This window comes from Nocardia sp. NBC_00565 (assembly GCF_036345915.1).
Taxonomy (GTDB): domain Bacteria; phylum Actinomycetota; class Actinomycetes; order Mycobacteriales; family Mycobacteriaceae; genus Nocardia.
On record NZ_CP107785.1, the window covers coordinates 6,916,836 to 6,935,666 of the forward strand.

The 18,831-nt window shown below is 66.1% G+C and carries 18 protein-coding genes; 8 read left to right on the top strand and 10 right to left on the bottom strand.

Going from position 1 to position 18,831, the window contains the following annotated elements; all coding sequences use genetic code 11:
* Positions 1-63: 63 nt before the first annotated feature.
* Together lpdA and OG874_RS31805 are read right to left on the bottom strand one after the other, a co-directional pair.
* Complete coding sequence (lpdA, locus tag OG874_RS31800) at positions 64-1,464, bottom strand: dihydrolipoyl dehydrogenase (protein WP_330250766.1); 1,401 nt, start codon at positions 1,462-1,464, stop codon at positions 64-66.
* Between the two features lie 675 nt (positions 1,465-2,139).
* Complete coding sequence (locus OG874_RS31805) at positions 2,140-3,114, bottom strand: dipeptidase (protein ID WP_330250767.1); 975 nt, start codon at positions 3,112-3,114, stop codon at positions 2,140-2,142.
* 162 nt (positions 3,115-3,276) lie between these two features.
* Between OG874_RS31805 and OG874_RS31810 the strand changes: the two genes are divergently transcribed.
* The 3 genes from OG874_RS31810 to OG874_RS31820 all read left to right on the top strand — a co-directional run bounded on the left by OG874_RS31810 (position 3,277) and on the right by OG874_RS31820 (position 6,995).
* On the top strand, positions 3,277-5,334 hold the full coding sequence (locus tag OG874_RS31810; RefSeq protein ID WP_330250768.1) for a prolyl oligopeptidase family serine peptidase: 2,058 nt from the start codon (positions 3,277-3,279) through the stop codon (positions 5,332-5,334).
* Positions 5,335-5,442: 108 nt separating this feature from the next.
* The gene (locus OG874_RS31815; protein ID WP_330250769.1) at positions 5,443-6,348 is read left to right on the top strand and encodes an alpha/beta fold hydrolase; all 906 of its coding nucleotides are present in this window, start codon (positions 5,443-5,445) and stop codon (positions 6,346-6,348) included.
* Positions 6,345-6,995 (top strand): TetR/AcrR family transcriptional regulator C-terminal domain-containing protein, encoded by a 651-nt coding sequence (locus tag OG874_RS31820; protein WP_330250770.1) that lies wholly within the window; start codon positions 6,345-6,347, stop codon positions 6,993-6,995. Before OG874_RS31815 ends, OG874_RS31820 begins: the two co-directional genes overlap by 4 nt.
* Here the strand turns inward: OG874_RS31820 and OG874_RS31825 are convergent.
* Genes OG874_RS31825 through OG874_RS31835 form a run of 3 tightly spaced genes read right to left on the bottom strand, consistent with a single transcriptional unit; the run spans position 6,992 to position 8,969 of the window.
* Positions 6,992-7,417, bottom strand: coding sequence for a nitroreductase/quinone reductase family protein (locus OG874_RS31825; RefSeq protein ID WP_330250771.1), 426 nt, complete (start codon positions 7,415-7,417; stop codon positions 6,992-6,994). The genes OG874_RS31820 and OG874_RS31825 overlap by 4 nt on opposite strands.
* 9 nt (positions 7,418-7,426) lie before the next feature.
* Positions 7,427-8,287, bottom strand: a complete 861-nt coding sequence (locus OG874_RS31830) for an alpha/beta hydrolase family protein (protein ID WP_330250772.1) — start codon at positions 8,285-8,287, stop codon at positions 7,427-7,429.
* A gap of 49 nt (positions 8,288-8,336) precedes the next feature.
* Positions 8,337-8,969, bottom strand: coding sequence for a TetR/AcrR family transcriptional regulator (locus OG874_RS31835; protein ID WP_330250773.1), 633 nt, complete (start codon positions 8,967-8,969; stop codon positions 8,337-8,339).
* A 360-nt stretch (positions 8,970-9,329) separates the two neighbouring features.
* On the opposite strand from OG874_RS31835, the gene OG874_RS31840 reads away from it, so the two are divergent.
* Complete coding sequence (locus tag OG874_RS31840) at positions 9,330-9,920, top strand: TetR/AcrR family transcriptional regulator (protein WP_330250774.1); 591 nt, start codon at positions 9,330-9,332, stop codon at positions 9,918-9,920.
* A 9-nt stretch (positions 9,921-9,929) separates the two neighbouring features.
* On the opposite strand, the gene OG874_RS31845 is transcribed toward OG874_RS31840, so the two are convergent.
* From OG874_RS31845 to OG874_RS31850, 3 genes are all read right to left on the bottom strand, one after another.
* Complete coding sequence (locus OG874_RS31845; protein ID WP_330250775.1) at positions 9,930-10,193, bottom strand: hypothetical protein; 264 nt, start codon at positions 10,191-10,193, stop codon at positions 9,930-9,932.
* Between the two features lie 245 nt (positions 10,194-10,438).
* Complete coding sequence (locus OG874_RS44945) at positions 10,439-10,537, bottom strand: hypothetical protein (protein ID WP_442943153.1); 99 nt, start codon at positions 10,535-10,537, stop codon at positions 10,439-10,441.
* A gap of 114 nt (positions 10,538-10,651) precedes the next feature.
* Complete coding sequence (locus tag OG874_RS31850; RefSeq protein ID WP_330250776.1) at positions 10,652-11,110, bottom strand: MarR family winged helix-turn-helix transcriptional regulator; 459 nt, start codon at positions 11,108-11,110, stop codon at positions 10,652-10,654.
* A gap of 117 nt (positions 11,111-11,227) precedes the next feature.
* Here OG874_RS31850 and OG874_RS31855 point away from each other — a divergent pair, with 117 nt between their 5' ends.
* Positions 11,228-12,238 carry an SMP-30/gluconolactonase/LRE family protein gene (locus tag OG874_RS31855; protein ID WP_330250777.1) on the top strand — a complete coding sequence of 337 codons (1,011 nt, stop codon included), beginning with the start codon at positions 11,228-11,230 and terminating at the stop codon, positions 12,236-12,238.
* 332 nt (positions 12,239-12,570) lie between these two features.
* Positions 12,571-13,653 (top strand): DUF6585 family protein, encoded by a 1,083-nt coding sequence (locus OG874_RS31860; protein WP_330250778.1) that lies wholly within the window; start codon positions 12,571-12,573, stop codon positions 13,651-13,653.
* A gap of 28 nt (positions 13,654-13,681) precedes the next feature.
* Here the strand turns inward: OG874_RS31860 and OG874_RS31865 are convergent, their stop codons facing one another.
* Positions 13,682-15,739, bottom strand: coding sequence for an NAD(+) synthase (locus OG874_RS31865; RefSeq protein ID WP_330250779.1), 2,058 nt, complete (start codon positions 15,737-15,739; stop codon positions 13,682-13,684).
* 44 nt (positions 15,740-15,783) lie between these two features.
* Positions 15,784-16,458: a suppressor of fused domain protein gene (locus OG874_RS31870; RefSeq protein ID WP_330250780.1), complete on the bottom strand. Its 675-nt coding sequence runs from the start codon at positions 16,456-16,458 to the stop codon at positions 15,784-15,786.
* A gap of 183 nt (positions 16,459-16,641) precedes the next feature.
* Between OG874_RS31870 and OG874_RS31875 the strand changes: the two genes are divergently transcribed.
* Together OG874_RS31875 and groL are read left to right on the top strand one after the other, a co-directional pair.
* A complete protein-coding gene (locus OG874_RS31875; RefSeq protein ID WP_330250781.1) occupies positions 16,642-16,935 on the top strand; it encodes a hypothetical protein in 294 nt (97 codons plus the stop codon).
* A 216-nt stretch (positions 16,936-17,151) separates the two neighbouring features.
* Positions 17,152-18,777, top strand: coding sequence for a chaperonin GroEL (gene groL / locus OG874_RS31880; protein ID WP_330250782.1), 1,626 nt, complete (start codon positions 17,152-17,154; stop codon positions 18,775-18,777).
* Positions 18,778-18,831 lie beyond the last annotated feature (54 nt).

Consider the following 18,831-nt stretch of genomic DNA (forward strand, 5'->3'; position numbering starts at 1 on the left):
CCCGCAACGAAAAACGGTGGCGCCCGGCCCTTCCGGACCCGACGCCACCGTCTCGTCGAATGATCAGAAGTTGATCATGTGCCCGGCCAGGCCGTGGAACGCTTCCTGCAGCGCTTCGCTCAACGTCGGGTGGGTGTGGACGTTGCGGGTCAGCTCGTTGACGGTCAGGTCCCACTTCTGGGCCAGCGTCAGCTCGGGCAGCAGTTCGGAGACGTCGGGGCCGATGAGGTGGCCGCCGAGCAGTTCGCCGTACTTGGCATCGGCGACCAGCTTGACGAAACCGGTCGGATCACCGAGGCCGTGCGCCTTGCCGTTGGCGGTGAACGGGAAGGTGGCGACCTTCACGTCGTAGCCCTCGTCGCGGGCCTGCTGTTCGGTGAGGCCGAAGCTGGCGACCTGCGGCTGGCAGAAGGTGGCGCGCGGCATCATCCGGTAGTCGCCGAGGGTCACCGTCGGCGCACCGGCGATGGTCTCCGCCGCGACGACGCCCTGGGCCTCCGCGACGTGGGCGAGTTGCAGCTTCGCGGTCACGTCACCGATGGCGTAGATGTGCGCCACATTGGTGCGCATGTTGTCGTCGATGACGATGGCGCCGCGCTCTAGCGCGACACCGGTGTTCTCCAGGCCGTAGCCCTCGACCCGGGGCGCGAAGCCGACGGCCTGCAGCACCTTGTCGACGGTGACCGTCTCCAGACTGCCGGTCTTGTTGTCCTTGATCGACACGGTGACCTTGGCGCCGTCATCGTCGATGGACTGCACGGCCGCACCGGTGGTGATGGTGACGCCGAGCTTCTTGTACTGCTTGGTGATCTCCTTGGAGACGTCCACGTCTTCGTTCGGTAGCGCGCGATCCAGGAACTCCACGATGCGCACGTCGACGCCGTAGTTCTTCAGGACGTAGCCGAACTCCATGCCGATCGCGCCGGCACCGACGATGAGAATCGAGCCGGGCAGGTCGCGGGTGAGGATCTGCTCCTCGTAGGTCACCACGTTCGCGCTGAGCGAGGTGCCCGGGAGCAGCTTGGTGACGGTGCCCGTCGCGATGATCACATTGCTGAAGGTGATGGTCTCGGTGCCGCCGCTGGACAGCGCGACCGAGAGGGTGTTCGCGTCGGTGAAGGTGCCCTTACCGTCGAACTCGTCGATCTTGTTCTTCTTCATCAGGAAGTGGACGCCCTTGACCCGGCCGTCGGCGACCTTGCGGCTGCGGTCGAACGCGACACCGAAGTCGAAGTTCACCTCGCCGGAGATGCCGAAGGTCTTGGCTTCCTTCGTGAAGATGTGCGCCAGTTCCGCGTTACGCAGCAGTGCCTTGGAGGGGATGCAGCCCACGTTGAGGCAGACACCGCCCCAATACTTCTGCTCGACGATCGCGGTACGGAGGCCAAGTTGTGCCGCGCGGATGGCGGCGACATAACCGCCAGGACCGGCACCGAGAACGACAACGTCGTAATGGGAAGTCACGCTGTCGAGCCTAACTCCGTCGCGCGAACTTCACCCACCGGTCCCCCGCAAGAACGAGTGGCGCACCACACGTTGTGGATGGTGCCCTGGTCAACGGTCTGCTGCCCCCGGCCTGCCGATTCCCGCCTCGGCCCAGATCACCCCGACCCGCGCCGCCCCCGATCCCCCCGCATCTTCTCGGCCGGTCCCGGCGGAGAACAAAATGAACGCAAAGCGCTACTGGTCAGTACCTATCGACCGACCGCGTCGCACTACCGGTTCTCGCCGCCCCAGCAGCCTGGACCGTTGGACCACTCACCAATCCACCGACCCGGACCATCAGACCGCCCACCGATCCCGCGACCCGAACCATCAGACCGCCGGACCGCCCACACACCGATCCCTCCGGCTCCCGATATAACGGCTCCGGCGGCGGACCCGCCCTACCAGCCGCGAAATTCTCCGACGGAACTCGTCCGCCGCCATCGCCGATGGTGATCCAGCACTGGCGACGGTCGCGCGCAGGCTCGCGGTCAGCCCGCGCACCCTTCAGCGCCAGCTCGCCGAACACGGCACCACCTGGCGGCACGAATTCGACCTCGTCCGCTACGAACAGGCGAAAACCTACTGGCCGAGGGCCGCTATTCGCACTGGTCGAGCGGGACCTGCCGGATCTCACGGACGGGCAGATCCTGGTCAGTCACGCCACACCTGCCCGGCGACGCGGGCGAAATTGCCACCCAGAACCGCGGCACGGTCGGCTGCACTGAATCCACGATCGGCGAGAACCTCATCGAGGCCGGGTATTTCGCTCAACCCGAGTAGATCCTCGGGCGGAACCCATTGCAGCGGACCCCATTTCGTGTATACCTCGGAGAACGCCCCCGGATCCTGTGTGAGCATATCGTTGAAATCCTCGGCGTCGAAGGAGTAGTCGGACCCGATGCCGATGTGTTCGATGCCGAGGAGTTCGGCACCGTACTCGATATGCGCCGCCATCGCCGCCACCCGCTCGGCGCGTCCATCGATCGTGTTCTGTCCCAGGAAGATTCCCACCCCATTGATGCCGACAACCCCGCCGGTCGCCGCACAGGCCAGTGCCTGTGCATCGGTGATATTGCGCGGGTGATCACATAGCGCCACGAAATTGGAATGGCTGTAGATCATCGGCACCTCGGTGCATTCGGCCAGCTCCAGCCCGGTGCGGCGCGAACAATGCGAACCGTCGACGAACATGCCGACCTCGTTCTGCCTGCGCACCAGGTCGCGACCATAGGCGGTCAGCCCGGTGTCCTCGGTGTCCAAGCAGCCGCAACCGGCCGCATTGGCGTGGTTGTAGGTCGGCAGCATCGACCGAACGCCCAGGTCGTAGAACATCTGCACGTTGTCCAGGTCACCGCCGAGCGGCCCCGAATCCTCCAGGTCGAAGGCCAGCGCGATGGTGTCGGGCGCACCGATATCGGAAAGACGCTCGACCAACCGGAACCGACCATCGCCCAGCGCATCCCGACGGAACTTGTGCAGCAGGGCCAGCGAATCCTCGGTGGATTGCCGCGAATATCCGACGTTGACCGACAAATACGACCCGAGCGGATAGCGCGCCAGATCCGCGATCCGCGCCGAATGCAGCAGCGGCAGGCAGCAATGCTGCTCCCAGACAAACTGTGGCAAACCGGCCAACTCCCGCTCGCATCGGTCTCGGATCAGCAATCCTACTGAGACACCCGCATCCGGCACCGTATCTGGGTGCCGATGTCGGGCATCCCACAACGAACTCGCGTACTTCTGGTAACCGCGACACCCACCTCGGCGTGCCTCGGCAACAATGTGGGGATGAACGGCGTTGAGCATGGTGTGACCGATCCCTATTTGTGGCTCGAAGAAGTAACCGACGAGCGGGCCCTCGACTTCGCCCGCGCGCATAACGACGTAGTCGTGGAGCGGTTCGCCAGCTCCGATCGGTTCACCGAGCTCGAGCGCCGCATCCTGAACATGCTCGATACCGACACCAAGATCGCCTACCCGGGCCGGCGCGGCCGCTGGCTCTACAACTTCTGGCGCGATGCCGAACATCCGCGCGGACTGTGGCGGCGCACCACCTTCGCCGAATACGCCAAGGAGTCCCCGGACTGGGATGTGCTGATCGACCTGGACGCGCTCGGCACCGCCGAGGACGAGAACTGGGTGTGGGGCGGCGCGGCCGTGTTACGCCCGGAGCAGTCGCGCGCGCTCATCAGTCTGTCCCGCGGCGGTGCGGATGCCAAGGTGGTGCGCGAATTCGACATCGAGACACGGGAATTCATCGATCCGGCGGACGGCGGTTACTTCCTGCCCGAAGCGAAATCCGAGATCCGCTGGATCAATATCGATGAGGTCTACGTCGGCACCGATTTCGGACCGGGCGCGCTCACCGATTCCGGATACCCGCGCATCGCCAAGCGCTGGCGGCGCGCGACCCCGCTCACCGAGGCGCTGACGGTATTCGAGGGCGAGCCGGGCGATGTCGCGGTCTCGGCCGGCTACGACCGGACACCGGGCTACGAACGGCATTTCGTCGGCCGTGCCACCGACTTCTTCAACGAAGAGGTGTACCTGCTCGAAGACGATGGCAGTCGGCGACATCTCGAGGTGCCGACCGATGCCAGCGAATCCTGGTACAAGGATTGGTTCCTGGTGCGACTGAAGTCGCCGTGGGAGATCGGCGACACCACCTACCCCGCCGGTGCGCTGCTGGCCATCGACTTCGAGAAATTCCTTTCCGGCGCACGGGAATTCGAGGTGATCTTCACCCCCGACGCGCACACCTCGCTGCACGGCTACGGCTGGACCGAGAACCATCTGCTGTTGATCACCCTGGAGGACGTGCAGACCAAGCTCTACGTCCTCACACCCGGCGCGGACGGCTGGCACCGGGAACCACTCGCCGACACCCCGCCGATGGCCACCACCAGCGTAATGAATCTGGACCCGCTCGAGGGCGGCGACGAATTCATGCTGACCACAAGCGGATTCACCAATCCGGCCACCCTGCTCGCCAGTGCGGTCGGCGGGCATACCGAACAGCTCAAGCAAGAACCGGGCTTCTTCGAAGCCAACGGCATCGAAACCGAGCAATTCTTCGCCACCTCCGATGACGGAACCATGGTGCCGTACTTCGTGATCCGTCACCGCGACCGCAAGGGCACCCCGGGCCCGACGGTGATGTCCGGCTACGGCGGCTTCGAGGTGTCCCGCACGCCCGCCTACAGCGGCGCCTCCGGTATGGGCTGGCTGGAACGCGGCGGCACCTGGGTGATGACCAATATCCGCGGCGGCGGCGAATACGGCCCGCAGTGGCACACCTCGGTGCAGAAGGCCAACCGGCACAAGGTGTACGAGGACTTCTCCTCGATCGCCAAGGATCTGGTGGCCCGCGGCATCACCACGCCCGAACAGCTCGGCGCGGTGGGCGGCAGCAACGGCGGCCTGCTCATGGGCGTGATGCTGACTCGGTACCCGGAACTGTTCGGCGCGATCGTCTGCCAGGTCCCGCTGCTCGATATGCAGCGCTATCACCTGCTGCTGGCCGGTGCGTCGTGGATCGCGGAGTACGGCGACCCGGATAAGCCGGAGGAATGGGAGTACATCAGCAAGTACTCGCCGTACCAGAACACTCGGGCCGACGCGACATACCCACCGATCCTGCTCACCACCTCCACGCGCGACGACCGAGTACACCCCGGCCACGCCCGCAAGATGGCCGCGCGGCTGGAGGAGCAGGGCCACACGGTCTGGTACCACGAGAACATCGAGGGCGGGCACGGCGGCGCGGCCGACAACAAGCAGTCGGCGTTCCAGGCCGGCCTCATCTACGAGTTCTTCACCCAGATGCTGATGGAGCGGCCCGCGTAAGCAGTTCCCCCCGGCCCGGTGTGCGCCTCAGCGTGCACCGGGCCGACTTGTCGGGTGGGTCAGTCTACGTTGTAGACTCAGCCTACGTTGTAGATAAGGGAGGCCTCCATGACACAGGCAACCGCAGTACGGATCGTCGAGACACCCGGCGCACGACTGCACACCGAGTCCACCGGAACCGGTCCGGACCTGGTCCTCATCTCCGGCGGCGGCGGTGACGCCGGAATGTACGAGGCCGTCGTGCCGCTGCTGGCCGCGCGCTACCGTGTCATCACCTACGACCGGCGCGGCAACTCCCGCAGTCCATTCACCGATCCGAACGCCGCGATCGATATCGCAACGCAAGCTGCCGATGTCGTCGCCGTCCTCGACGCCTACGGCATCGAGCGCGCGCACGTCTTCGCCAGCAGCGGGGCGGCGATCAGCACGCTGGAACTGCTTGCCGCGCACGCCGATCGGCTCATCGACGCGGTCCTGCACGAACCACCTCTCGTCCAGCTGCTGCCGGTGGAAAGTCCGGCGCGACAGGCGATCGCCGATATCGGCACACTCGCCGTCGCGAAGAGTCCGCTGCGCGCGTTCGCGGCGTTCGGCGTCTTGACCATGCCGAATGTGCCGTGGGTGTTCCGGTCGAGCCTCGGACAGTCTCTGCTGGCCGGTGGCAGTCGCGTCTCGCTGGCGATCGGCGCCGCGCTGCGGCGGATCACCGGAGCACAGCCGTCGACGATGACCCGCCAACTGCACAATGCCAACCTACTGCTGCGGCGAGAGCTGCCCAGTTTCTGCTTCGATTACCAGCCGGACCTGGCCGCGCTGCGCGAAGTCGAAGTGCCGTGGCGGCTCGCCACCGGCCGCGATAGCGTCGGCAAGCCGTACTACGTCGCCACGCACACACTGGCCGGCGAGCTCGGCATGGACTGTGTGGAATTCCCGGGTGGGCACGTGTCCTACCAGCTCCAGCCGGAGGACTTCGGCACCCGCCTGGCGGAACTGTTCGACGAGATGGGCGCATGAGTAAGTCAGCACCGAAGCCGCCGACGCGGACCGCATTGAATCGCGACTACATCGCCGCGGTGGCGTTGACTGTCATCGATACGGCGGGACTCGACGGGTTCACCATGCGGAAGTTGGGTGCGGCATTGGGCGCCGACCCGATGGCGGCCTACCGGCACTTCACCGATCAACAGGACCTGTTCGATGGCATCGCCGCCGCGATGTTCGATGAACTGGAGATGGAAACCTTGCCATGGCAGGAGGATTGGCCGGAGTTGATGGGCGCGTACGCGCATCGGCTGCGCTCCACCCTGCGACGGCATCCGAATGCCGTGCCGATCTTCGCCACTCGGCCGGTCCGTAGCGCCGCGGCGATCGAGACCGGCAACTGGATGCTGGAACGCCTACAGGGCGTCGGCTTTCCGCCCGCGGTCGCCCTGCAGTTCGCGCGCTGCCTGCGCGAATACGTGGTAGGGCACATCCTGAGTCATACGATGGCCGCCGTCGCGGCGCAGCGCAGCCGCAAACCCGCGCCCGATTCGGCGACCTACAACACGCTGGCCGCGGCCGCCGATGCCGCCGGGGACAGCGACCACTTCGAGATCGGCCTCACCGCGATGCTCGACGGGTTCGGCAAGCATCTGGGCGAAACCCCCGACCGTACTTAGGAATCAGCCGGGGTGAGCACGACAACCGGGACCTCCCAGGAAACCTTGGCCTGGAAGTCCGCCAGGAACGGCGAGACCACCAACTGCCGTTCCCAAAGCCCCTGCCGCTCGGCACCTTCGGCAATCGATGCGACCGCAGGCCACGATTCGGTGCCGATCTCTACGACGGCTTCGGGATGCGCGAGGAGATTGTGGTACCAGCCAGGACGATTCGGCCGCCCGCCATTGGCGGCGAACACCACCACCCGGTCGCCATCGCGCTGAAATGCCAGCGGCAAGGTGAGCGTTGCACCGGTGCGAGCACCCGTTGTCGTCAGCAGGAGCAACGGGATCCGGGCGAACTGCCCGCCGACCTCGCCGTTGTTGGCGCGGAACTCCGCGACGACTTCCTGATTCATGGCCTGCCGCTGTTCATTGGACACGCATTCAGGCTAACGGTCGCGCAGCCACTTCTCGATCTGGTCGACGGTGCTGCCGTACTTTCGAATCCACCCGTTGTGCCCCAACGGTTCCGGCTGCACCCACGTAGTCACATCGGCTGTGGGCATCTTCGCCAGCAGATGCGCGGCGGAACTACTGGGCGTGAGGTCGTCCCCGGTCATGGTGATGGACAGCACCGGAAGCTTCAGCCTGCCGATCCGCTCCTCATAGTCGATATCCGCGCCGAACGGCACGAAGCGGCCCGTGCGCGCCAGCCGGGCCCAGTCGGAGATCAGTACCTTCGACTGGCGTCCGAAGCCGCCGACCGAGATCCGGTCACCCGGCCAGAAACCGGCCAGGTTCGCCGTCATCGACATGGCCGCGGTGCCGACCAGCATGCCGGGGCCCGAAATCCCGCGGAAGCCACGGTGATACGGGGTGCCGGAGGCGATCAGGATCAGCCCGCCGAGCCGGCCCCGGATGCGCGAGGCGTACAGCACGGCGAGCTGGCCGCCCATACTGTGGCCTAGCAGATACGGGGTGCTGTCCGGGAACCGGTCGCGCACCGCCGAGAAGATCGCCGGGAAGTCGACCGATGCCAGCTCGTGGTAGCCGTAGGTGCTGGCAGCACTCGGCCGCGGTCGGCTGTCACCGGCGCCGCGCAGCTCGCCGATGGCCGCGTCGAAGCCACGGGCGGCCAACGCGCTGGCGAACAGTTCGTAGTACCCGGCCGGAACACCCAAGCCGGGCACCAGCACCAGCACCGGACGCGGCGCGTCCGGCGTCACCGGATGCCGGTGCGTCCCGGTCGCCGGGAACAGTCGCACCGGCACGGTGCTGCCGTCCGGCATCTGGATCGGAACTGTCTCCACATGCGCACGGTACCGTGCCGATGATCACCGATCGTCGGACGACGCGGTCCTACGCGCCGACCGCGCCCATGATCACCCGGCTGAGCACCCGGATCACGTCGTCCAGCGGGGGACGCGGATCGGATCCGCTCCAGGAGTCCACCACGTAGTTGACCGCGCCGATGATGGCGAGCACCCGCATTTCGTAGTCGCCCGTGGGGATTTCGCCGTGCATGGCCGCATCCTCCGCGGCGCTGGCGAGTAGCGATCCCCAGACTCGGCGCAACTCTAGCCGGAACTTCTCCACCTTCGGCCCGGCGCCGACGACCTCGACCAGCGCCACGCGCGCCTTGCGCGGATCGGCGCCGATGGACTCGACGTAGGCGCGCACGGACGCGTCGATGATCTCTAGCGCGGTCGCGTCGGTCTTCTTATCGAGGGCGGCGGTCACCGCTTCGCGCGATTCCTTATCGATCTGCTCGTAGAGCTCGAGTAGGAGGGATTCGCGGCCAGTGAACTCCTCATAGAACTGTCGTGAGGAGAGTCCGGCGTCCTTACAGATCGCGCCGACCGAACTATTGGCGTAGCCGTCCCGCGCAAAGACCGTGAGGCCCGATTCCAGAAAACGCGCACGCCGCTGACGTTGCCGGTCCTCTACGGGTTGCCCGGCATACATTCGTCCCGTATTCGCATCCTGTGACATTGGGGCAGACAATACCGAAGGGCCCGATCCCCTCGTCATGGATCGGGCCGTTCGTCTCAAACCTTCGGCGCACAGCGCGTTAGCCGAAAGTTGGCTGCCCGGTTGCTATTGCACCGCCGGGCTGCCGCTTTCCGATCTAGTCGCCGCGACACCGTTGTCACTGACTATTTGCCGCAACGGACGATACCGAGAGCTTCGGCGGATGGGAAGTGTTTTGAAGGACTTTTTTAGAGTTTTTATCGGCGACTTTTGAGTCGGTTCCGCCGACGCGTTTGCCGGAGCTGTCCGAATTTCCCGCCACGCACTGCCTTTTCGAGTACATACGGCTACGTATGGATGACCGTACGATAGCGTATGGGAATGGCAACCGACCGCGCGACGGCGAAACCGCGACTCAACGCCGACGACTGGGCACAGGCCGCGCTGGAAGCACTGAGCGAAGGCGGTCTGGCGGCCGTCGCCGTCGAACCCATCGCCAAGCGGCTCGGCACTACGAAGGGCAGTTTCTACTGGCATTTCAAGGACCGTGCCGCCCTTATCGACGCGGCCTTGGCGCGCTGGGAACAGCGCAGCACCGAGGACGTCATCGCGCAGATCGGTGTGGAGCCCGATCCGGCCGAGCGATTGCACCGGCTGTTCGCGCACGTCATCGACTACGCGGCAAGGGGGCGAGTCGAATTGGCCCTATTGGCGTCCGCAGATCTGGCACCGGTCGCCGCCGCGCTGCGCCGGATCGCAGACCGGCGTATCGAATATATCGCGGAATTACTGCGCGAATTGGATGTACCCGCCGGGCAGGCTCGGACCAAAGCGGTTGTCGCCGTGAGTATTTACCACGGCTTCAACCACCTGACCCGAGTCTCCCCCGACGCGCTGCCGACCACCGAGGCCCAGCGAAGGGAATTGGTGGACACAGCATTTCAGAGTCTGCTACCGCCGAAGCGGCACTGACCCGACGGATCAGCTGCTGCCGCCGCCGCAACCACCACCGCCCCCACCGCAACTCGAACCGCCGCCGCAGCTCGAACCGCCACCACAACTGGAACCGCCACCGCAGCTGGACCCACCACCCCAGCCACCACTGTCACCACCGCCGCCCGCGCCCCATCGGCTTCTGCGCCGGTTCTGATTCCGGTTCCGACCGCCGCTGCTCGCGGCACCGATCAGCGCGATCGTGCCGAACAGCAGCACCACCCCGACCAAGATCACGATGAATCCGTCCATTGTCCCCACCCCTGAGTGACGTTTCGAGGCTTGTCCTCACTCCAAGTGCACCAGCTCCCGACATGGCGGTAAAGCCACGACTTTTGGGGCGTTTGAACACCCCCGCGATACCGAAGAGGTCGAACGAACTCTTGGAACCGCCACTGCCGAAACCCAATTCGAGTCTGCCGCCGGACAGCGTGTCGACCTCTGGCCGTCGTCGTGGCGCACCAGGCGGGTGAACAGGCCGAGGCGTCGCCGGTTGGTCATGCGGTCACCTTTCCCAGGTAGGCGTCGCGGACGCGCGGATCGCCGAGCAGCTCCTCGACCGTGCCGCGCAGCACGATCTCGCCGCCGCGCAACACATTTCCGGTGTGCGCGATCGACAGCGCCAGCTCCGCCCGCTGTTCCGGATTATCGGCGTCCAGAAATCAGAATTGGCGCACACCGCCGATCGGAGTTTTGCCGCAAGCCGGGATCTACTTCTTCGGGGCGGGCTCGGGGCGGACCGAGTCGAGCAGATCAGCGCAGCGCGTGAGGAGACCGCGCACCGCGTCGCGCTCGGCGTCGGTGAATTCGGCGGCCAATGCGCGTTCGACGCGCACGGCGTGGGCGTCCGCCGCCCGCATGAGTGCCTCGCCCGGCTCGGTGAGACGGGTCTCCAGCACATTCTTGTGCCAGGCGTGCGGGGTGCGCTCGATGAGGCCGCGATCCTGGAGATTGGTCAGGATCGTATTCATGGTCGGCGGGGTCACCCCGCACAGGCGGGCCAGCGCGGCGGCGTTGATTCCCGGATTTTCGGTGAGGAACAGCAGGGCACCGTACTGGGGGACGGTGAGGCCCGCCGATTTGAGCGCCGCGCTCTTCGCCGAGTTGAGGGCCTGTTCGGCGCGCTTGATATAGGAGCCGAGGCGCTCGGAGGAGTGCATGGACGTCATGTCCGCATGGTATCTGCCCACCTTCTTGTTAGTCCCTTGACGATGATTCGAGTTCTAATATAGATTCGTGCCCGTTCTAAGATGTGAATACATCACACGGTTCGACTCGCAGGAGCCATGAGCATGTTCCGCACCATCCCGACCATCGCCACCGCCGTTGCCCTGACCGCCGTCGCGGCCTGCGGAACATCGACGCAGGCCAGCACGGCCGGCCAGCCGACCGCACGAATCAGCACCGCCTACGAACTGCCCGGCGAGCGCGTCTACCCGGAGGGCATCGCCGCCGATCCCCGCACCGGCGACACCTACGTCGGCTCCTATGCCACCGGCGCCATCTATCGAGCCACCCCCGGCGCGACGCGGGCCGAGCCCTTCCTGCCCGAGGGAGCCGACGGCCGCAAGACCGCCAACGGACTGAAAGTCGATGCGGCAGGACGACTGTGGGTGATCGACTCGACGGCCGGAGTCGCGGTGTACGACACCGGCAGCCGCGCACTGATCGCCCGCTTCGATGTCACCGGCACGGGGCCGAGGCTGGTGAATGATCTGGCCATCACACCCGAGGGCACCGCGTACGTCACCGACAGCCTGCGACCGGTGGTGTACCGGATCACACCGGACCAGGTCACCGCTGCCGCGGCCAGCGGCGGACGGGCCGATCTGACAACACAATTCGACCTGAGCAGCGTCATCAGCCCGCACGCGCCGGAGGCGTTCACGTTGAACGGCATCGTTTCCGACGACTCCGGTCGCTATCTGCTGATCGTCGATATGAACGCGGGCGAGCTGTATCGCGTTGCCACCGCGCCGAATTCGCCGGACCCCATCCGCAAGGTCACCATGCGCGGCGCCGGCTTGACGCACGGTGACGGACTGGAACTGCACGGCAATACGCTGTGGGCGGCCCAGAACACCAGCAACACCATTACGCGCTGGAAGGTCACCGATGATGGCGCGACCGTCGAACTGGAGCAGTCCATCACCGACGAATCCCTGCGCATCCCCACCACATTGATCCGCAGCAATAATCGGACGCTGGTCGTCTCGTCCCAGTTCGACAAGGGCGGGCCGATGGGGCCGGGCACCCCTACCACGCCGTTCGCCGTGGTGGCGGTCGACGGAATCTGATTCGTCCAGCGGCCGGTTCGCCCTGCGGACCGGCCTTCGGCGTGACTGCCGCTACGACAAAGTTTTCGTCCCGCACTTCGGCCGGCCGGTCAATGCTGGTGCCGAATTCTCTGGCTGCTACTCAGCTCGACGCCATTGCCCTCGCCGGCACCGGCTTATCGACCTGGATCGCCGAAACGCCGAACTGGGCGAAACACCCGCGTGCTACACAACTGCGCCGATTCGGTGGCGTACGCTCGGTCGACCGACGTCTGCGAGCGGACTGGGGTGGCGACCTTCGGTCCGGTGGCATACGCTTCGCCGCGGAGGAAAACCGCCTCATGGAGGGACAATTGACCACTCCGAGCCATGGCGATGTCGGAACCGGCGAGCCACAAAAGGTTCCGCTGTCGCAGCTTATCCACCTGATGGCCGAATATCAGAAGCTCGGCACGCACCGACAGACCTTTCTACCGGCGCCTGCGAGCGATACTTTCGTGCGCGGCTGCGGGATCGTCGCGGGCGGATTCGCCGCCGTCGGTGTTATCTGTGTGACGGTCGGGGCATATCCTGGCGCGCTCGCCATCGGTCTCATCGCCCTGATCCCCGCGTCGCTGGCGTTCTTGCGCGGGCGGCACAATCGTCGGCATCGCGCGGCGCGCCTGGACCTGTTCGACTCCGGCATGACGGTGTACCGCTCCGGCGAGCAGGTCGCCGGATTCCGCTGGGACAGTGCCGAAGTGCGCCAGCAGGTGATCCCGTTCCAGAATTCCGCCCCCACCGAGTACTCACTGCGGATGACCGGCCCCGATGGCGCCGACGCCGCATTCGACGACTCCCTGTTCGGCGACGCGCGCGAATGGGGCCGGGCGATCCAGTCGGCCGTCACCCTGGCCCAACTCCCCCGCGCCGCCGCCACCATCGACGACACCGGGACCGTCCATTTCGGCGAGATCGCGCTCGACCTGACCGCACTCTATTTCCGCAGCAGGGCCTTCGCCTGGGAACAGATCCAATTGATCGACGCCCGAAGCGGTTTGGCCCGCATGAAGGTCGACGGCAACTGGGTATCGCTCACCCCGGTCGGCCAGATCCCGAACTTCTACATCTTCAACGAACTCGCCGAACGGCTACGGCTGGCCGCGGCCGCCGAGTCCGCGGAACTCGAGTCGGCCACCGTCACGCCGGTTACCGAGCACGAACCACCGGCGGACACCGCCTCGGCCGTCGATCCCGAGCCCGTGTCATCGACCACGCCGGCGGTCCATGCCGAAATCCAGGCGTCGACTACCCCACCGACGATCGAAAATACCGGTAGCGACGCCGCCGCCGTCGAGACTGCCGACATCGATACGACCACGGTGGCCACACCGGTCGACAAGAACAAGAAGCCCACCGACCGCGCAATGCACGACCTGAGTCCCGCGTCGAAATGACGCCTGCCCAGCCCCTTCCACGCAGCGGTCAGTCGCCGGGCACGTTGCGGGCGAGCTCGTCCAACCAGGCCGCGGCCGACGCGTCGCTGGGCGCGCGCCAGTCGCCGCGCGGCGAAAGCGAGCCGCCCGAGCCGACTTTCGGGGCATTGGGCAGGGTGGAGCGTTTGAACTGACTGGTCTGGACGAAGCGGCGTAGGAATTCGGCGAGCCAGTGTTTGATGGTCGGCAGGTCGTAGGCGTTGCGCTGGTCGGCCGGGATGAGGTCCGGCCAACTGCCGCGTTCGCGCTGCGACCAGGCGTGCCTGGCCAAATAGGCGACGCGGCTCGGGCGGTAGCCGAAGCGCAGCGTGTAGTAGAGGTGGAAGTCCTGCAGTTCGTAGGGGCCGACGGTGGCCTCGGAGCTCTGGCCGGGTGCACTGGAGTCGCTGCTGGGCACCAACTCCGGTGAGATCTCGGTCTGCAGGATCGAGGACAGTACCGCGCCCGCTTCGGGTCCGAACTGATCGGTGTCAGCGGCCCAGGCGATCAGGTACTTGATCAGTGTCTTGGGGACCGAGGCGTTCACGCTGTAGTGCGCCATATGGTCGCCGACGCCGAAAGTGCACCAGCCGAGGGCGAGTTCGCTGAGATCGCCGGTGCCGACGACCAGCGCGTGGTGCTGGTTCGCCAAGCGGAACAGATGCGAGGTGCGCTCGCCCGCCTGCACGTTCTCGTAGGTGATGTCGTACTGCGGAACACCGTCCGCGGCAGGGTGATTCAGATCGCGCAGCATCTGGGTGGCGGACGGGCGGATATCGATCTCGGCGGCGGTGACGCCGAGCGCGTCCATCAAAGCGTGTGCGTCGGTGCGGGTCCGGGTGCTGGTCGCGAAGCCGGGCATGGTGTAGGCCAGCACATGCGTGCGCGGCAGCCCGAGTCGGTCCATGGTCTTGGCCGCCACGATCAGTGCCTGAGTGGAGTCCAGTCCGCCGGAGACGCCGATGACCACGCGCTGGCTGCCGGTCGCGCGCAATCGGGTGCTCAGGCCCTCGACCTGGATGTGATGCACTTCGGCGCAGCGTTCGTTGCGGGCCGCCGGATCGCTGGGAACATAAGGGAAGCGCTGGATTTCGCGTCGCAGCGCGACCGTGCCCGCCGGAACGGGCAACTCCACCTCGATGCGCCGCAGCCGGATCAATCGTTCGCGATGATCGTGCACGTTATCGGCGAAGCTGGTGGTGCGGATGCGATCCGCGGCCAGCCGCCGCAGGTCCAGATCGGCGGTGACCAGTTGGGGATGATCGGAGAATCGCTCGCCCTCGGCGAGCAGGTCGCCGTTCTCGCACACCAGTGCCTGTCCGTCCCAGGCCATATCGGTGGTCGATTCACCATGCCCCGCAGCCGAATACAGATAGGCGGCCAGATAGCGCGCGGAATGCGAGGTGCACAGCGCGCGCCGGTAGTCGGCCTTGCCGATGACGATATTGCTCGCCGACAGATTGACCAGCACCGTCGCCCCGGCCAGTGCGGCATATCCACTGGGCGGCAACGGAACCCAGCCGTCCTCGCAGATCTCCAGATGGAAGACGAAGCCGTCGACATTGGTCGCGGTGAACAGCAGATCGGCACCGAACGGCACCCGCTGGCCCGCGATCGTGATGTGGTCGTCGAGGGTCTCCCTGGCCGCCGCGAACTGACGCTTCTCGTAGAACTCGCGATAGTTCGGCAGGTAGCTCTTCGGCGCCGCGCCGAGCACGGTGCCGCGGCACACCGCGATCGCGCAGTTGAACAAGCGGCCCTGTGCGCGCACCGGCGCGCCGACCACCAGCACCGTATCGATCTGCGCGCTCGCCGCGACGACTCGCGCCAGCGCCGCGTCCACCGCGTCGGTCAGCGCGTCCTGATGGAACAGATCGTCGGCGGTGTAGCTGGACAGTCCGAGTTCCGGGAAGACGGTCAACAGCACGCCGTCCGCGGCCGCCTGCCGGGCCAGCTCCAGCGTCTGCTCGACGTTGTACGCGGGATCGGCGACCCGCACCCGAGGCACCGCGACCGCCACCCGCGCGAACCCATGCCGGTAGAGCGAGTCGAACGGCAAGTCGGGCACGGTCGTCCCCCTTCGGGATCGTTGATCTTCCGCCAGTGCGAAATCTACGCCCGCCCGCGCAGACCCCCGCCCCAGCGCGGCCATTTAGCCTGGGCCCTCGGTTCCTCGATCAGCGGTCCGCGGTCGATATCGGTGACGAACAGGGGTAGTCGCGGTGCAAGTTCGTCGAGCACCGCGCTGGTGTGCCCGCCCTGCGCGGCCCGGTACTCCGGCATGGTCAGGCCGACGATCTGCAGGAACTGCACACGCCCGTGCGGTGAGTCGATGACGCCGAGTTCCGGATCGAGGGTGAACGCGACGGCGTGGATATCCGAATCCGCGTGCTCCGCGGCGATCGGGCCGTTCGCCTTGATGGTGTGGCCCGGTGCGAACCAATTCCCGGACTGGAACACGTAGCGGGCCAGGTTCTGCAGGAAGGCCGCGGGCCAGACCGGCGGTTCGGTGTCCTCCGGCTGGCGGACCAGCCGGAACGTGAGCTCGAATCCCCAGCCCGATTCGTCCGGATTGTCCCATTCCTTCTCGTGCAGCTCGGTCATGCCATAGGTGACGTAGTGCCAGTGCGGGACCGGCTCGGTGCGCGGATAGGCGCTGATGCCGTCGAGTGGATCGGGTCCGCCGAGCGACCAGGGGACCCGCGTTGCCCAATGGCTGGGTTCGATGTCGTGGTACAGCTGTGCCAACGCGGCGTCGATAGCAATCCAGCCGGGACTTTCACTCACCTGCACACCTTAGGTCGGCGGCGGCGACCCGGCGCGGCGTCGGATCGGCGGTGTGTGCGGTGCCGATCGGAAGGTGTTGTCCGGCAGCGGTTTGCTGGTCACGCCGCCCGGGCCGGGAACTGCATGCTGGACTGGTCGGCCTGTCGGGAAAGTCCTGATCCGGGGCACCGGTAAGCTATAGCAATGGCGGATGACACGAATTCCGACCTGGTTGCGGGGGAACGACGCGCTGATCTCGAGCGTGCGATGACCTATGTGTCCACCGAATCGCAGCCCGATGGCAGCTACATCATCAACGGCGACCTGCCGCCGGATGTCGCGCCGCCGTTCATTCGGGCGATCATGCGGGTGGAGGCGGAGCTGCTGCTACACGATGCGGAACTCGTAACGGTCGATGAGGGCGAACCACGGACACCTGAGGAACGCCGCGCCGACGCGTTCGTGGCGCTGGTGCTGCGAGTGGACGATCGGCACTGAGTCCTGGGGGCGGACCTTGCACTCGATACCCCTGAGTGCTAAAAAGGGCTTTGGCACTCTCGACGTGTGAGTGCCAGGTCGGGACGGTGAGACCGGGTTCCATCGACACCCTCGGTCGTCCGTCGCGGGCACCGAACCTGGCCAGCGTAAATAGGGCGATCCAACCTGCGGTCGTCCTGTGTGTCAGCCATACACATGGAGGATCTCAACAACGCCATGGCCAAGACAATTGCGTACGACGAAGAGGCTCGCCGCGGCCTCGAGCGGGGTCTGAATGCCCTCGCCGACGCGGTCAAGGTGACGCTGGGCCCGAAGGGTCGCAACGTTGTCCTGGAGAAGAAGTGGGGTGCCCCCACGATCACCAACGATGGTGTTTCCATCGCCAAGGAGATCGACCTGGAGGACCCGTACGAGAAGATCGGCGCCGAGCTGGTCAAGGAAGTTGCCAAGAAGACCGACGATGTCGCTGGCGACGGCACCACCACCGCCACCGTGCTCGCCCAGGCGCTCGTACGTGAGGGCCTGCGCAACGTCGCGGCCGGTGCCAACCCCCTCGGCCTGAAGCGTGGCATCGAGAAGGCCGTCGAGGCCGTCACCGCCAGGCTGCTCGAGACCGCCAAGGAGGTCGAGACCAAGGAGCAGATCGCCGCCACCGCCGGTATCTCGGCCGGCGACTCGTCCATCGGTGAGCTCATCGCCGAGGCCATGGACAAGGTCGGCAAGGAAGGCGTCATCACCGTCGAGGAGAGCAACACCTTCGGGCTCCAGCTGGAGCTCACCGAGGGTATGCGCTTCGACAAGGGCTACATCTCGGGTTACTTCGTGACCGACCCGGAGCGTCAGGAAGCGGTCCTCGAGGATCCGTACATCCTGCTGGTCGGTTCCAAGGTTTCCACCGTCAAGGACCTGCTGCCGCTGCTGGAGAAGGTCATCCAGGCCGGCAAGCCGCTGCTGATCATCGCCGAGGACGTCGAGGGCGAGGCCCTGTCGACCCTGGTCGTGAACAAGATCCGCGGCACCTTCAAGTCCGTCGCCGTCAAGGCGCCGGGCTTCGGTGACCGTCGCAAGGCGCAGCTCGCCGATATCGCCATCCTGACCGGTGGCGAGGTCATCAGCGAAGAGGTCGGCCTCTCCCTGGAGACCGCAGGCATCGAGCTGCTCGGCCAGGCCCGCAAGGTCGTCATCACCAAGGACGAGACCACCATCGTCGAGGGTTCGGGCGACCCGGAGGCCATCAAGGGCCGTGTTGCGCAGATCCGTACCGAGATCGAGAACTCGGATTCGGACTACGACCGGGAGAAGCTGCAGGAGCGTCTGGCCAAGCTGGCCGGCGGTGTTGCGGTGATCAAGGCCGGTGCCGCGACCGAGGTCGAGCTCAAGGAGCGCAAGCACCGCATCGAAGATGCCGTGCGCAACGCCAAGGCCGCCGTCGAAGAGGGCATCGTCGCCGGTGGTGGCGTGGCTCTGCTGCAGTCGGCTCCGGCTCTGGACGACCTGAAGCTCACCGGTGACGAGGCGACCGGCGCGAACATCGTGCGCGTCGCGCTGTCGGCTCCGCTGAAGCAGATCGCGTTCAACGCGGGCCTCGAGCCCGGTGTTGTCGCCGAGAAGGTCTCCAACCTTCCGGCCGGCCACGGCCTGAACGCCGACTCGGGCGAGTACCAGGACCTCCTGGCCGCCGGTGTCGCCGATCCGGTCAAGGTCACCCGTTCGGCCCTGCAGAACGCGGCCTCCATCGCGGCCCTGTTCCTGACCACCGAGGCCGTTGTCGCCGACAAGCCGGAGAAGGCCGCCGCTCCCGCGGGCGACCCGACCGGCGGCATGGGTGGCATGGACTTCTGAGTCCTGTTTCCCAGCAACACTTTTCCAACCGAAGGCCGGTCCACCACCAGGTGG